This window comes from Streptomyces sp. NPDC020807, from assembly GCF_040641575.1.
Classification (GTDB): Bacteria; Actinomycetota; Actinomycetes; order Streptomycetales; family Streptomycetaceae; genus Streptomyces.
Genome location: NZ_JBFADU010000019.1, coordinates 49,226 through 63,411 on the forward strand (window position 1 = coordinate 49,226; position 14,186 = coordinate 63,411).

13 protein-coding genes are annotated in these 14,186 nt (G+C 72.4%); 8 read left to right on the plus strand and 5 right to left on the minus strand.

Annotated features, from left to right (window positions below; genetic code table 11):
- Positions 1–38 precede the first annotated feature (38 nt).
- From AB0G79_RS24555 to AB0G79_RS24565, 3 genes are all read left to right on the plus strand, one after another.
- A complete protein-coding gene (locus AB0G79_RS24555; RefSeq protein WP_360809883.1) occupies positions 39–479 on the plus strand; it encodes a ribonuclease domain-containing protein in 441 nt (146 codons plus the stop codon).
- A complete protein-coding gene (locus AB0G79_RS24560) occupies positions 476–808 on the plus strand; it encodes a barstar family protein (RefSeq protein WP_360809885.1) in 333 nt (110 codons plus the stop codon). The genes AB0G79_RS24555 and AB0G79_RS24560 overlap by 4 nt, the downstream gene beginning before the upstream one ends.
- A gap of 105 nt (positions 809–913) precedes the next feature.
- Positions 914–2,356 (plus strand): GuaB1 family IMP dehydrogenase-related protein, encoded by a 1,443-nt coding sequence (locus AB0G79_RS24565; RefSeq protein ID WP_360809887.1) that lies wholly within the window; start codon positions 914–916, stop codon positions 2,354–2,356.
- On the opposite strand, the gene AB0G79_RS24570 is transcribed toward AB0G79_RS24565, so the two are convergent.
- Complete coding sequence (locus tag AB0G79_RS24570; protein ID WP_360809889.1) at positions 2,353–3,420, minus strand: GDSL-type esterase/lipase family protein; 1,068 nt, start codon at positions 3,418–3,420, stop codon at positions 2,353–2,355. The genes AB0G79_RS24565 and AB0G79_RS24570 overlap by 4 nt on opposite strands.
- 344 nt (positions 3,421–3,764) lie before the next feature.
- On the opposite strand from AB0G79_RS24570, the gene AB0G79_RS24575 reads away from it, so the two are divergent.
- Together AB0G79_RS24575 and AB0G79_RS24580 are read left to right on the plus strand one after the other, a co-directional pair.
- A complete protein-coding gene (locus tag AB0G79_RS24575) occupies positions 3,765–5,255 on the plus strand; it encodes an amino acid permease (RefSeq protein WP_360809891.1) in 1,491 nt (496 codons plus the stop codon).
- A 10-nt stretch (positions 5,256–5,265) separates the two neighbouring features.
- The gene (locus AB0G79_RS24580; protein ID WP_360809893.1) at positions 5,266–5,721 is read left to right on the plus strand and encodes an Lrp/AsnC family transcriptional regulator; all 456 of its coding nucleotides are present in this window, start codon (positions 5,266–5,268) and stop codon (positions 5,719–5,721) included.
- Positions 5,722–5,728: 7 nt separating this feature from the next.
- Here the strand turns inward: AB0G79_RS24580 and AB0G79_RS24585 are convergent, their stop codons facing one another.
- Positions 5,729–6,292 (minus strand): Repetin, encoded by a 564-nt coding sequence (locus tag AB0G79_RS24585; RefSeq protein ID WP_360810025.1) that lies wholly within the window; start codon positions 6,290–6,292, stop codon positions 5,729–5,731.
- A gap of 312 nt (positions 6,293–6,604) precedes the next feature.
- Here AB0G79_RS24585 and AB0G79_RS24590 point away from each other — a divergent pair, with 312 nt between their 5' ends.
- Both AB0G79_RS24590 and AB0G79_RS24595 read left to right on the plus strand, forming a co-directional pair.
- On the plus strand, positions 6,605–7,411 hold the full coding sequence (locus tag AB0G79_RS24590) for a carbon-nitrogen hydrolase family protein (protein ID WP_360809895.1): 807 nt from the start codon (positions 6,605–6,607) through the stop codon (positions 7,409–7,411).
- A 59-nt stretch (positions 7,412–7,470) separates the two neighbouring features.
- Entirely contained in the window at positions 7,471–9,168 is a 1,698-nt protein-coding gene (locus AB0G79_RS24595) for an NAD(P)/FAD-dependent oxidoreductase (RefSeq protein WP_360809897.1), read from the plus strand.
- Between the two features lie 28 nt (positions 9,169–9,196).
- Here the strand turns inward: AB0G79_RS24595 and AB0G79_RS24600 are convergent, their stop codons facing one another.
- From AB0G79_RS24600 to AB0G79_RS24610, 3 genes are all read right to left on the minus strand, one after another.
- Positions 9,197–9,931, minus strand: a complete 735-nt coding sequence (locus tag AB0G79_RS24600; protein ID WP_360809899.1) for a DUF5995 family protein — start codon at positions 9,929–9,931, stop codon at positions 9,197–9,199.
- Between the two features lie 74 nt (positions 9,932–10,005).
- Positions 10,006–11,400 carry a solute carrier family 23 protein gene (locus AB0G79_RS24605; protein WP_360809901.1) on the minus strand — a complete coding sequence of 465 codons (1,395 nt, stop codon included), beginning with the start codon at positions 11,398–11,400 and terminating at the stop codon, positions 10,006–10,008.
- A 151-nt stretch (positions 11,401–11,551) separates the two neighbouring features.
- Positions 11,552–12,778: an MFS transporter gene (locus tag AB0G79_RS24610; RefSeq protein WP_360809903.1), complete on the minus strand. Its 1,227-nt coding sequence runs from the start codon at positions 12,776–12,778 to the stop codon at positions 11,552–11,554.
- Between the two features lie 115 nt (positions 12,779–12,893).
- Here AB0G79_RS24610 and AB0G79_RS24615 point away from each other — a divergent pair, with 115 nt between their 5' ends.
- Positions 12,894–14,039 carry an ROK family transcriptional regulator gene (locus tag AB0G79_RS24615; protein ID WP_360809905.1) on the plus strand — a complete coding sequence of 382 codons (1,146 nt, stop codon included), beginning with the start codon at positions 12,894–12,896 and terminating at the stop codon, positions 14,037–14,039.
- The last annotated feature ends 147 nt before the right edge of the window (positions 14,040–14,186 follow it).

A 14,186-nucleotide genomic window follows, 5' to 3' on the forward strand; every position in this document is an offset into this window, starting at 1 on the left:
CAGGGGCCGGAGCCATCCCGTAACGGTATGTTCGGGACATGTTGCTCCGGCCCTTCCGCGTGCTCCTCGCGCTCGTCCTCGCCGTCCTCGCGGCCGTCTTCCTGGCCGGGTGCTCGTCGGCGGGCGAGGCGGTCTCCGCAGGGCCCTCGTCGGGCGCCTCGCGTCCCGCCGCGGCCCCCGCCACCACCGGGACCTCGGGCCTCCCCACCGTACGCGCCGCCGACCTGCCCGCCGAGGCCCGGAAGACGCTCGACCTCATCGCGCGCGGCGGCCCCTTCCCGTACGCCAAGGACGGCACCGTCTTCTCGAACTTCGAACGGGTCCTCCCGCGCGAGAAGCGCGGCTACTACCACGAGTACACCGTGAAGACCCCCGGCTCGCGCGACCGCGGGGCCCGCCGGATCGTCACCGGCGGCGAGGGGGAGCGGTACTACACCGACGACCACTACGAGAGCTTCCGGGAGGTGGTCGGCCGATGAGACTCGACGACCCCGTGGTCCTCGACCTGACCGGCGTCACCGGCAAGGCCGCCCTCATGGAGCGGTGCGCCGCCGCCCTCGCCCTGCCGGAGTGGTTCGGCCGCAACTGGGACGCCCTCGCCGACTGCCTCGCCGACCTCCCCGAGCCCGTCACCCTCGTCGTCGCGGGCTGGCGGGAGTACGCCGAGACGCGCCCCGACGAGTGGGCGACCGCCCAGGAGGTCTTCGCCTCGGCGGTCGACGGGAGCCCCGCCCGCCTCACCGTCCTCGTCGCTCTGGGGGAAGTCTTCGGAGGATCCGACGAACCACCTGCCGCGAGGCTCGGATGAATCGCCCGGGGCTGGTATGCGTAGTCCCGTGGGACAATGAACTACGTGCTTTTTCCCCTGGCTGAAATGCCTAGGGGCCGATCCGAACGACTGGGATGTCAGCACGTGCGTTTCCTCAATGACGTCAAGCCGCCCTACGACCTGACGTACGACGATGTCTTCATGGTGCCGAGCCGCTCGGCCGTCGGTTCCCGCCAGGCGGTGGACCTCTCCTCGCCGGACGGGACCGGGACGACGATCCCGCTGGTCGTCGCGAACATGACCGCCATCGCCGGCCGTCGCATGGCCGAGACCGTCGCCCGCCGCGGCGGCCTGGTCGTCATCCCCCAGGACATCCCGATCGACGTCGTCACCGACGTCATCTCCTGGGTCAAGAGCCGTCACCACGTGCTCGACACCCCGATCGTCCTGGCTCCCCACCAGACCGTCGCCGACGCGCTCTCCCTGCTGCCGAAGCGCGCGCACAACGCCGGCGTCGTCGTCGACGAGAACCACCGCCCGGTGGGCGTCGTCACCGACGCCGACCTCTCCGGCGTGGACCGCTTCACGCAGCTCTCCGAGGTCATGTCCAAGGACCTGCTGCTCCTGGACGCCGACATCGAGCCGCGCGAGGCGTTCAACACGCTCGACGCCGCCAACCGCCGCTACGCCCCGGCCGTGGACAGGGACGGCAAGCTCGTCGGCATCCTGACCCGCAAGGGCGCGCTCCGCGCGACCCTCTACAGCCCGGCCGTCGACAAGAACGGCATGCTCCGCATCGCCGCCGCCGTCGGCATCAACGGCGACGTCGCGGGCAAGGCCAAGCAGCTGCTCGACGCGGGCGTCGACACGCTCGTCATCGACACCGCGCACGGCCACCAGGAGTCGATGATCGCCGCGATCAGGACCGTCCGGGCGCTCGACCCGCAGGTCCCGATCGTCGCGGGCAACATCGTCGCCGCCGAGGGCGTCAAGGACCTCATCGAGGCGGGCGCGGACATCATCAAGGTCGGTGTGGGCCCCGGCGCCATGTGCACCACCCGCATGATGACCGGCGTCGGCCGGCCGCAGTTCTCCGCCGTCCTGGAGTGCGCCGCCGAGGCGAAGAAGTACGGCAAGCACGTCTGGGCCGACGGTGGCGTCCGGCACCCGCGCGACGTCGCCATGGCGCTCGCCGCCGGCGCGTCCAACGTCATGATCGGCTCGTGGTTCGCCGGGACGTACGAGTCCCCGGGCGACCTTCAGCACGACGCGAAGGGCCGCGCCTACAAGGAGTCCTTCGGCATGGCCTCGGCCCGCGCGGTCAAGAACCGCACGAGCGACGAGTCCTCCTACGACCGCGCCCGCAAGGCGCTGTTCGAGGAGGGCATCTCCACCTCGCGCATGTTCCTCGACCCGCAGCGTCCGGGCGTCGAGGACCTGATCGACTCGATCATCGCGGGCGTCCGCTCCTCCTGCACCTACGCCGGTGCCGGCTCGCTCGCCGAGTTCGAGGAGAAGGCCCTGGTCGGCATCCAGTCCGCCGCCGGTTACGCCGAGGGCAAGCCGCTGCACGCCAGCTGGAGCTAGTCGGCCGCAGTCAGGTCAGTCAGTCCGTCCGTGGGCCCCCGGGAGGTTCTCCTCCCGGGGGCCCACGGCGTTCGCGGGGCCGGTACGTACGGGCGCAGGGCCGCCGCGACCGCCGCGGCGATCCGGGCGTGGCCACCGTCGTTCGGGTGCAGGCCGTCCGCCAGGTGCTCGGGGCCCAGCAGGGAGCGCCCCGGCAGCACCAGGAGCCGCCGGTCGCCCTCCGCCGCCAGGTCGCGGCCCGCGCGCTCCATGGCCCTGCGCAGCTCCGTGAGCGTGGCTCCTAGGGCGTTGCGGGTGTGCTCGGCCTCCGGGCGCAGGACCGGCGAGACGATCAGGAGCGGCGTGTCCGGGTGCCCCCGGCGGACCAGGCCCACGAAGGCCCGCACCGTCGCGTACAGCCAGTCGGCGGTGACGGGCACCCGCGACCAGCAGTTCGTGCCGAAGGCGAGCGTGACGAGGTCGCCGGGGAGCCGGGCCAGGTGCTCGGCGAGCGGGAGTTCGCCGCGTGCCCCGCCCGCGTATCCCAGATTGACCGGATCCACGCCGAGGATCCGCCCCGCCGTGGCGGGCCAGGAGTGCGCGGGGCGGGTCGACCACCAGCCCTCGGTGATGGAGTCGCCGTGGACGAGCCACCGCGGGCGGGCCGGGGCGGGGGAGAGCCGGCCGTCGACGGCCCGCAGGGCGAGCGGGACGGGCGCCTGGCCCTCCGGGAGGTGGACGGCGAAGACGCCGCCCTCCGGGGGCAGCGGGAGCCTGACGACGGCCTCGGCGGCCGGGACGGCGAAGGTCTCCCCGACGAGCCGGGCGCCCTGCCAGAGCGCGAAGCCGTGGCGCAGGGCGGCGAGCGGGTCGCCCGGAGCCGGGACGGCCGCACGGTACCGCAGCTCCACCGCCCGCGTCCCGGGCTCCGCCGTGAACTCGATCCGTACGCCGATGGGCAGCGCGGCCCGCTCGGCGATGTCCCACGGCAGCCGCTCCAGGTCGTCCGGGTCCGCCCGCACCGGCCGGTCCCCGTCCAGCCAGGCCGTGCCGCGCAGGAAGGGTGCGGGGGCGAGCCAGCCCACCGGGGCCTCCTCCGGTCGTGGATGTCGAGGGCTCGCAGCGTGGGCGACGGGGGCGGAGGAGTCAATGCACGCGCAAGGACTCGGCCATGCCCTTGATGTGTGGATTCATGCGGGGGAGCGCAATGTTTCCCCGTCTGCGCCCCAAGCGCGCAATGATCAACTGGTACTGCGCAACAACACTGCATTACGACTGCGAAGCTTCGACCCTTAGGCTCATGCCTCGTACCAGGAGTGGCGGCGACCGCCTGCTCGGCGGTTCCCCATCCTTCGCGGGTCGATTCGTCATGCCCGCGTACCGCCGCGGTCGTCCTCGCGTTCACAGGCAGCGATAAGGAGCCTCCGCAGTGCTGGACCAAGGCGTAGCCCCACCGGCCGTCGACACGACCGCCCCCAAGACCTCCGTCCTCGGCGCGCTGATCCGGCGCAAGCCGGTGGAGCGCCTGGTCAGCGAGGGTGGGCAGGGTGAGGGCGGCAGCCTTCGCCGCTCGCTCTCCATGTGGCAGCTGACCATGATCAGCATCGGCGCCACGCTCGGCACCGGCATCTTCGTCGTCCTCGGCGACGCCGTGCCGAAGGCGGGCCCCGCGGTCACGGTCGCGTTCGTCATCGCCGGTCTGACGGCACTCTTCTCGGCCCTCTCGTACGCCGAGCTGGCCGGCTCCATCCCGGTCGCCGGGTCCTCGTACTCGTACACGTACGCAACGATGGGCGAACTCCTCGCCTGGGTCTGCGGCTGGTGTCTGATCCTGGAGTACGGCGTCTCCGTCGCCGCCGTGGCGGTCGGCTGGGGCGAGTACCTCAACGAGCTGCTCGACGGCACGATCGGCGTCACCATCCCCGACGTGCTCTCCTCCGCGCCCGGCGAGGGCGGCATCATCAACCTGCCCGGCCTGATCGTCGTGCTGCTCGCCATGGTCTTCCTGCTCGGCGGCGCCCGTGAGTCCGCCGTCGTCAACACGGTCATGGTGGCCGTGAAGATCGCCGCGCTCGTGCTCTTCTGCGCGATCGGCTTCACCGGCTTCAAGTCCGGCAACTACGACGACTTCATGCCGCTCGGTACGGCGGGCATCGGCGCCGCGAGCGCCACGCTCTTCTTCTCGTACATCGGCTTCGACGCCGCCTCCACGGCCGGCGAGGAGGCCAAGAACCCCAAGCGCGACCTGCCCCGGGCCATCATGCTCTCGCTGGTCATCGTCACCGCGCTGTACGTCCTCGTCGCCGCGGTCGCCGTCGGCGCCTGGCACTGGAAGGACTTCGACGGCTCCGAGGCCACCCTCGCGGCGATCATGAACGACGTCACCGGCCAGTCCCACTGGGGCACCCTGCTCGCCGCCGGCGCCGTCATCTCCATCGCCAGCGTCGTCCTGACCGTGCTCTACGGCCAGACCCGCATCCTCTTCGCGATGTCCCGCGACGGCCTCGTGCCCAAGGTCTTCGGCAAGGTCAGCGCCAAGACCGGCACCCCGCGCGTGAACACGGTCGTCGTCTCCCTCTTCTGCGCCGCCCTCGCCTCGGTCATCCCGCTGGGCAAGCTCGTCGACGCCACCAGCATCGGCACCCTCTTCGCCTTCGCCCTCGTCAACGTCGCCGTCGTCGTGCTCCGCTACACCCGCCCCGACATGCCGCGCACCTTCAAGGTCCTCTTCGGCCCGGTCTTCCCGGTCCTCGGCTTCGTCTTCTGCGCGTACAACATGTTCAGCCTCGACGCCGTCACCTGGGTGGTCTTCGGTTGCTGGATGGCCGCCGGGCTCGTGTTCTACTTCTTGTACGGCATGCGCCGCTCCCGCCTGGCCACCGAGGCACCGGAAGCGGTCCCCGCAGCGACAGAGAAGTGATCCACCCGTAGTGCGACTCAACGACCTCGACGAACGCATCGTCCACGCCCTCGCGGAGGACGCCCGCCGCAGCTACGCCGACATCGGCTCGCTCGTCGGACTCTCCGCGCCCGCCGTGAAGCGGCGCGTGGACCGGCTCAGGGCCGACGGCGCCATCACCGGCTTCACCGTACGGGTGGACCCGGCGGCGCTCGGCTGGGAGACCGAGGGCTTCGTCGAGATCTACTGCCGCCACAACACCTCGCCGGAGGACATCCGGCGGGGTCTGGAGCGGTACCCCGAGGTGGTGTCCGCGTCGACCGTCACCGGTGACGCGGACGCCGTCGTCCAGGTCTTCGCCTCCGACATGCGCCACTTCGAGCGCGTCCTGGAGCGGATCGCGGGCGAGCCCTTCGTGGAGCGCACCAAGTCCGTCCTGGTGCTCTCGCCGCTGCTGCGGCGCTTCTCCTCGGGCTCGCCCGCCTGACCCGGTCCTACTCCGTCGGGTAGACGAACTCCCACGGCGTGACCCGGAAGTCCCCGGAGCCCTCCTTCACCTTCTCGAAGGGGGCGCCGCTGAGGCACGGCTGCACCTTGTCCTTCTTCGGGTCGGCCGTCATCCACGTGTAGCCGAGCCGGTCGGGGCCGCCCTCGACGTCGTGGACCGTGACGCCCACCCGCGCCTTCTCGAACTGCTTCACGTCGGTCTCCACGACGACGCCCGAGACCACGGCCACCTTGCCGCCCGTCGTGAGGCAGTCGACCCGCACCTTCGCGTAGCCGCCCCAGTCGCCCTTGTAGTGGCTGAAGCGGAACGTACCGGTCGCCTTCATCGGATCCTGCCGGTCCTGCTCCGCCAGGTGCGCGTCGAAGGAGAAGGTGATGTCGTCGCCGGCCGGGCGGTACAGCTTCGCGGCGCCGGTGAGGGCGGCGGCCTCCACCGCCGCGGCCGGCGCCGGTACGGGGTTCTCGTCGCCCGTGGCGACGGCCACGCCCCCGGCGCCGAGGGTCAGCAGGACGGCCGCGGCGACGGCGACGGTCTTCGTGCGGCGGCTCATGCGGGGGCTGATGCGGTGGGTCATGGTCTTCCGGTCCCTTCGGCAGGTCGTCCGGTGTTCTCCCGGACGCCCACCACTCTTCCGGGACCGCCGCTCCCGGTCGTCGGGCCCGGGGACGGTCCCCCTCCGCCGCGCGGGGGAGGGGCCCCGCGACCGTGGTCGGAGCCGTACGCAACGAATCGCCGCACGCCCGTCCGATCGCGCAACGGTTCGACGGTCGGTGCACAACGGTCCAGCCTTGTCCCCGGCGAGCCCGGAACCGTACCGTTTTTGAGGTCTCCCTCCCCGTTTCCCACCCCCCGAGGATCGCCCATGCCCGCGCTGCGCACCGCCCTGCTCCAGAGCTCCGGCGAGCTCGGTGACGTGGCCGCCAACCTCAAGATCCTCGACGAGGCCGCCGGCCGCGCCGCGGCCGCCGGAGCGGACGTGCTGCTCGCCCCCGAGCTCTTCCTCACGGGGTACGCGATCGGCGACGCCATGGCGCGCCTCGCCGAGCCGGCGGACGGCCCGTCCGCCCGCGCCGTCGCCGCGATCGCCGTGCGCCACGGCCTCGCCGTCGGCTACGGCTACCCGGAGCGGGACACCGAGGCCCACGGGGTCCTCTACAATGCGGCGCAGCTCTTCGACGCCGACGGCACCTCGCTCGTCCGGTACCGCAAGACCCACCTCTTCGGCGGCTTCGAGTCCGCCTGGTTCACCCCCGGCGACGAGGCCGTCGTCCAGGCCGAGCTCGGCGGACTGACCGTCGGCATGATGATCTGCTACGACGTCGAGTTCCCGGAGAACGTACGGGCGCACGCGCTGGCCGGCACCGACCTCCTCCTCGTGCCGACCGCGCTCATGCACCCCGCCGAGGTCGTGCCCCTGTCCGTGGTGCCGGTCCGCGCCTTCGAGAACCAGCTGTACATCGCGTACGCCAACCGCACCGGGCCCGAGGGCGACTTCGAGTTCGTCGGCCTCTCCGCCCTCGCCGGTCCCGACGGCACCGCCCGGGCCCGGGCCGGCCGCGGCGAGGAGCTCGTCTTCGGCGACGCCGACCCCGACCTCCTGGCGGCCTCGCGCGCCGAGAACCCCTACCTCCGCGACCGGCGCCCGGGCCTCTACGGCCCCCTCGTCTGAGCCGCCCCCAGCCCTCCCGACCTGCCACATCTTTTTTCCGTGCAAGGAGTCCGTACCCCATGACGTCCACGGTGCCCACGACCGCCGTTCCGCACAGCGACGGCCAGCCGCCGATCACCATGTTCGGTCCGGACTTCCCGTACGCCTACGACGACTTCCTGGCCCACCCGGCCGGCCTCGGCCAGGTCCCGGCCACCGCGCACGGCACCGAGGTCGCGGTCATCGGCGGCGGCCTGTCCGGCGTCATCGCCGCGTACGAGCTCATGAAGATGGGCCTCAAGCCCGTCGTCTACGAGGCCGACCAGATCGGCGGCCGCCTGCGGACCGTCGGTTTCGAGGGCACGGGCACCGAGGGCCTCACCGCCGAGATGGGCGCGATGCGCTTCCCGCCCTCCTCGACCGCGCTCCAGCACTACATCGACCTCGTCGGCCTGGAGACCACGCCGTTCCCCAACCCGCTCGCCGAGTCGACCCCATCGACCGTCGTCGACCTCAAGGGCGAGGCGCACTACGCCACCACCGTCGACGACCTCCCGCAGGTCTACCGCGACGTGATGAACGCGTGGAACGCCTGCCTGGAGGAGGGCGCGGACTTCTCCGACATGAACCAGGCCATGCGCGAGCGCGACGTCCCGCGCATCCGCGAGATCTGGGCCAAGCTCGTCGAGAAGCTCGACAACCAGACCTTCTACGGCTACCTCTGCGAGTCCGAGTCCTTCAAGTCCTTCCGGCACCGCGAGATCTTCGGCCAGGTCGGCTTCGGCACGGGCGGCTGGGACACCGACTTCCCCAACTCCATCCTGGAGATCCTCCGCGTCGTCTACACCGAGGCCGACGACCACCACCGCGGCATCGTCGGCGGTTCCCAGCAGCTGCCGCTGCGCCTGTGGGAGCGCGAGCCGGAGAAGATCGTCCACTGGGCGCAGGGCACCTCGCTCAGCTCCCTGCACGGGGGCGCGCCGAAGCCGGCCGTCACCCGCCTGAACCGGACCGCCGGGAACCGCATCACGGTCACCGACGCCTCCGGCGACATCCGCACGTACCAGGCGGCGATCTTCACCGCCCAGTCCTGGATGCTGCTCTCCAAGATCGCCTGCGACGACTCGCTCTTCCCGATCGACCACTGGACGGCGATCGAGCGGACCCACTACATGGAGTCCTCGAAGCTGTTCGTCCCGGTCGACCGGCCGTTCTGGCTGGACAAGGACGAGGAGACCGGCCGTGACGTCATGTCGATGACGCTGACCGACCGGATGACCCGCGGCACGTACCTCCTGGACGACGGCCCGGACAAGCCGGCGACGATCTGCCTCTCGTACACGTGGTGCGACGACAGCCTGAAGTGGCTGCCGCTCTCCGCGAACGAGCGGATGGAGGTCATGCTGAAGTCGCTCGGCGAGATCTACCCGAAGGTCGACATCCGCAAGCACATCATCGGCAACCCGGTGACGGTCTCGTGGGAGAACGAGCCCTACTTCATGGGCGCCTTCAAGGCGAACCTGCCGGGCCACTACCGCTACCAGCGCCGCCTGTTCACGCACTTCATGCAGGACCGGCTGCCCGAGGACAAGCGGGGCATCTTCCTCGCGGGCGACGACATCTCCTGGACGGCCGGCTGGGCCGAGGGCGCGGTGCAGACGGCGCTCAACGCGGTGTGGGGCGTGATGCACCACTTCGGCGGCGCGACCGACGCCACCAACCCGGGTCCGGGCGACGTGTACGACGAGATCGCCCCGGTCGAGCTGCCGGAGGACTGATCCCCTCACGGGGCGATCCCCTCACGGATCAGGGCCTGGTCAGGGGCGTGAGCAGCATCCGACCCACCAGGCCCACCGAGCGGTCGAGGCGTTCCGTGAACTCCCCGGCCAGCTCGGGCAGGCCGCGCAGCTGCCAGAGCGAGCGCGCGGCGAGCCAGGCCCCGTCGCGGGCCCGGTCCAGGCTCCACGCGCCGAGCAGGTGCGTCAGCGGGTCCGCGATCTCCAGGAGGTCCGGGCCCGGAGTCAGTTCCTCCCGGATCCGCTCCTCCAGGAGCACCAGGATGTCCCCGACCCGGTCGAACTCGTCCTCCAGGTCGCCGGGGGCGCACTCCAGGGTCCGGCAGGTGTCGACCACGGCGAGCGCCAGGTCGTGGCCGACGTGGGCGTTGATCCCGGCCAGCGCGAACTGGAGCGGGCGGACGCCCGGATGGCTGCGGTACTGGAACAGGGGCCGCCAGCAGGCGGGCGGCGGGGCCCCGGTGGCGACGGCGTCCACCGCCGCCAGATAGCGCTGGGCGAACCGTACGTCGAGGGTCGCGGCGGCCCGCCGGTCGGCGAAGGTGCCCGCCTCGATGGCGTGGCCGATCTCCTCGGTGACGGTCAGGTAGACCCGGTTGAAGACGCCGACCCCGTCGGCCGGGTGCCAGGTGCCCCGCAGGGCCCGCATCCGGTCCACGACGGGGTCGACGGCCACGAACGGCCCGAGTTCTCCGGCCTGCTGCTGCCTGATCTGCTGGGTCTGCGCCACGGGGGTCTGTGCCATGGGTGGCACGTTTCCAGCCGCCGGGCCGTCGGGGGAACACCTCCGGCCCGGCTTCCCCGGATCGGGCGAATCAGTCAGTTCTTCGACGCGTCGCCGTCGCTCTTCTCGTACGAGCTGGTGCCGGAGTCCAGGAGGGGCTCCTGCTCCTTGAGGTGGGCCGGGGCGAAGGCCCGCAGCACGTGGTAGCCGGTGATGACGACGATCGTGCCGAGCGCGATGCCGCCGAGCTCGAAGGTGTCGGTGAAGGTCAGCTTCACGCCGCCGACGCCGATGATGATGCCGGCGGCGGCCGGGACCAGGTTGAGCGGGTTGCGCAGGTCGACCTCGGCGTTGATCCAGATCTGGGCGCCGAGGAGGCCGATCATGCCGTACAGGATGACGGTGATGCCGCCGAGGACACCACCGGGGATCGCGGCGACGACCGCGCCGAACTTCGGGCAGAGGCCGAAGAGGAGCGCGAAGCCGGCGGCGGCCCAGTAGGCGGCGGTGGAGTAGACCCGGGTGGCGGCCATGACGCCGATGTTCTCGGAGTACGTGGTGTTCGGCGGGCCGCCCACGGCGGTCGACAGCATCGAGGCGGCGCCGTCGGCGGCGATCGCGGTGCCCAGCTTGTCGTCCAGGTTGTCGCCGGTCATCTCGCCGACGGCCTTGACGTGACCGGCGTTCTCGGCGATGAGGGCGATGACGACGGGCAGGGCGACGAGGACCGCGGACCACTCGAAGCTCGGGCCGTGGAAGGAGGGAAGGCCGATCCAGTCGGCCTTCCCGACGCCGGAGAGGTCGAGCCGCCAGTGGTCGGTGACCTGGCCGCTCGGGGACATCGAGTGGATCTTGCCGAAGACGAGGTCGAAGACCCAGGAGATGCCGTAGCCGAAGAGGAGGCCGAGGAAGATCGCGATGCGGGACCAGAAACCGCGCAGGCAGACCACGGCCAGACCGGTGAACAGCATGACGAGCAGCGCCGTCCACTGGTCCTGCGGCCAGTAGGTGGACGCGGTGACCGGGGCGAGGTTGAAGCCGATCAGCATGACGACGGCGCCGGTCACGACCGGGGGCATCGCCGCGTGGATGATCCGCGCGCCGAACTTCCGCACCGCGAGACCCGCGAGGAAGAGCACCGCGCCGACGACGAGCACCGCGCCGGTCACGGTGGCGCTGGTGCCGCCCGAGGCGCGGATGGCTGCGGCGACGCCGACGAAGGAGAGCGAGCAGCCCAGGTACGACGGGACGGTGCCGCGGGTCGCGAGCAGGAAGATCGCGGTGGCGACACCGGACATCATGATCGCGAGGTTCGGGTCCAGGCCCATGAGGACCGGGGCGACGAACGACGCGCCGAACATGGCGACGACGTGCTGGGCGCCGAGGCCGACGGTACGGGGCCAGGAGAGCCGTTCGTCCGGCCGGACGACGGCCCCGGGAGCCGGTGTTCTTCCGTCGCCGTGCAGGGTCCAGCGCACGCCGAGGTTCATGAGGTCGCTCCCGTTCCGAGGTTCCGGCGGCCGACCGCTCGCGAGGGCGTGACCGCAAAAGTCCAGCCACATGCTATGCGTGATGACCTGCCGGTACCGCTTCACGGCCGAGGCTCCGGCCCCGTGCTCCGACGCGACCGGCCCCGAGCTCCTACGCGACCGGCCCCGCGCTCCTCGCCGGCGCGGCCCCCGCCCCGTCGGCCTTCGCTGTGGCCCCGCGCGACCCGGTCCGCAGCACGCCGGCGCCGGCCACGAGCCCCAGGGCGAGCAGCGTGACCAGGCAGAAGGAGAAGACCAGCGAGGTCGCGTCGGCGATGCCGCCGATCGCCGAGGGCGCGATGAGGCCCGAGGTGTACGTGATCGTGGCTACGCCCGCGATGGCCTGGCTCGGGTTCGGACCGCTGCGCGCGGCGGCGGCGAAGGCGAGCGGGACGACGACGGCGATGCCGAGTCCGATCAGACCGAAACCGGCCATCGCCACGGCGGGGTGCGGGGCGAGGACGACCATGAGGCCGCCGAGGGTGGCGACTGCGCCCCCGGCCCGTACCGTACGGACCGCCCCGAAGCGGTCCACGACCCGGTCGCCGGCCAGCCGGGCCACCGCCATCGTCAGGGCGAAGGCGGTCGTGGAGGCGGCGGCGGTCCCGGCCGAGGCACTCAGCTCGTCGCGGAGGTAGACGGCCGACCAGTCGAGGCTGGCGCCCTCGGCGAAGACGGCGCAGAAGCCGATGGCGCCGATGACCAGCGCGGACTTCGGCGGCAGCGAGAAGCGCGGCGGCGCCTCCCCGTCCGGCGCGCTCTGCACGTCGAGGACGCCCTGGCAGAAGACCAGGCCCAGCGCGGTGAGCGCGACGGCGGCGATCAGGTGGTGGGCCCGGGCGTCGCCGCCGAGGTGGGCGGCGAGCGTGCCGGTGGCGGAGCCGAGCAGCGCGCCCACGCTCCACATGCCGTGCAGGCTCGACATGATGGACTTCCCGAGCCGGGTCTCGGTCTCGACGCCCAGCGCGTTCATCGCCACGTCGGACATGCCGGCGGTCGCCCCGTACACGAAGAGGACCCCGCACAGGCCCCAGACGTTCGGGGCGAGCGAGGGGAGCGCGAGCGAGAGGGTCCACAGGGCCAGCAGGACGCGCAGCGCGGTGCGCGCGCCGAGGCGGTGGGAGACCGCCCCGGCCAGCGGCATCGCGAGGGAGGCTCCGAGCGCGGGGAAGGCGAGGGCGAGACCGAGCTGACCGGCGCTGACGCCCGCGTGCTCCTGGATCCAGGGGATGCGGGTCGCGAAGCTGCCGGTCACCGCGCCGTGGACGCAGAAGACGGCGGCGACGGCGAAGCGCGCCCGTCGCAGGCGATCGGTGGCGAAGACGGGCTCGGCCGTCATGGTCCCTCCCTGTGCGGAGTGCGGAGTCGATGCGCCGTAAACTATCAGGGACCCTTCCTGATAAATAGATAGCGGGAGGGATTCCCGGCAGCACCGCGTCTGAGAGGATCCCCGTATGGCCGCATCCCCGAGCACCGCGCGGGCCATCAACGACCGGCTCGCCCTGCGACTGCTCCAGGACGAGGGCCCGTTGACGGCCGCTCAGCTCAAGACCCTCACCGGACTCTCCCGGCCGACCGTCGCCGACCTCGTCGAGCGACTCCGGGAGTCCGGCCTCGTCCACGTCGTGGGGGAGTCGGGCGCGGAGCGCCGTGGCCCCAACGCCAAGCTGTACGGGATCGTCGCCGAGCGCGCCCACCTCGCGGCGCTCGACGTGCGCACCGACTCGGTCTCCGTCGTCGTCGCCGACCTCCTCGGCACCACGCTCGCCGAGGCGTCCGTTCCGGTCGGCGGCGACAGCGCCACCGGACCCGCCGTCGAGAAGGCGGTCACGCTCCTGGAGCGCACCGCGAAGGAGGCCGGTGTCGACCGGCTCCACACCGTGGCCGTGGGCGCGCCCGGCCTGATCGACCCCGCCACCGGGGAACTCCGCGACTCCACCGGGCTGCCGGCCTGGCACCGGCGGCTCGTCGCCGTCCTCCAGGAACGGCTGCCCGCCCGCGTGCTCGTCGAGAACGAGACCAACCTCGCCGCCACGGCCGAACTCCGCGAGGGCGCGGCCCGCGACCGCGAGGACTTCGTGCTCCTCTGGCTCGGCCAGGGCGTCGGCGCCGCCGTCGTCCTCGGCGGCCGGGTCAGGCGCGGGGCCTCCGGCGGAGCGGGCGAGATCGGCTTCCTGCCCGTCCCCGGCACCTCGGGCCTGCCGTCGGGCACGAGCTGCGACGGCGGCTTCCACGAACTGGCCTGCGCGGCCGCCGTCGACACCCTCGCCGCCACCCACGGCCTCGACCCGGCCACGGCGCTGTCCCCCGGTGCGTCCGCCCCCGGCGGCGGGGCGGACGTCTTCCTCGACGCGCTGGCGGAGCGCCTCGCGATCGGTGCCGCCGCCGTCGTCTCCGTACTCGATCCCGGCTGCGTGGTGCTCGGCGGGGAGACCGGGCACCGGGGCGGCCCCGGTCTGGCCTCCCGGGTGGAGACCGGGCTCGCGCGGCTCTCGCCGCTGCGCGCCGAGGTCCGGGCCACCGCCCTCGGCGACGCGGCCGTCCTGCGCGGCGCCCTCCTGCGCGCCCGCGACGCGGCGCAGGACGAGCTCTTCCCGTAGACGCGCGCTTCCGGAAGCACCCGGGAACACCCGAGCGCCGCACCCCCTCGGAAGGGGGTGCGGCGCGGGGGTGGGAGCCCGGCGGCGGCAAGGGCCGTGAGTCCGCCGCCGGGGGGTTTCGGGGGACTGCTCTCAGGGGGTCGTTCT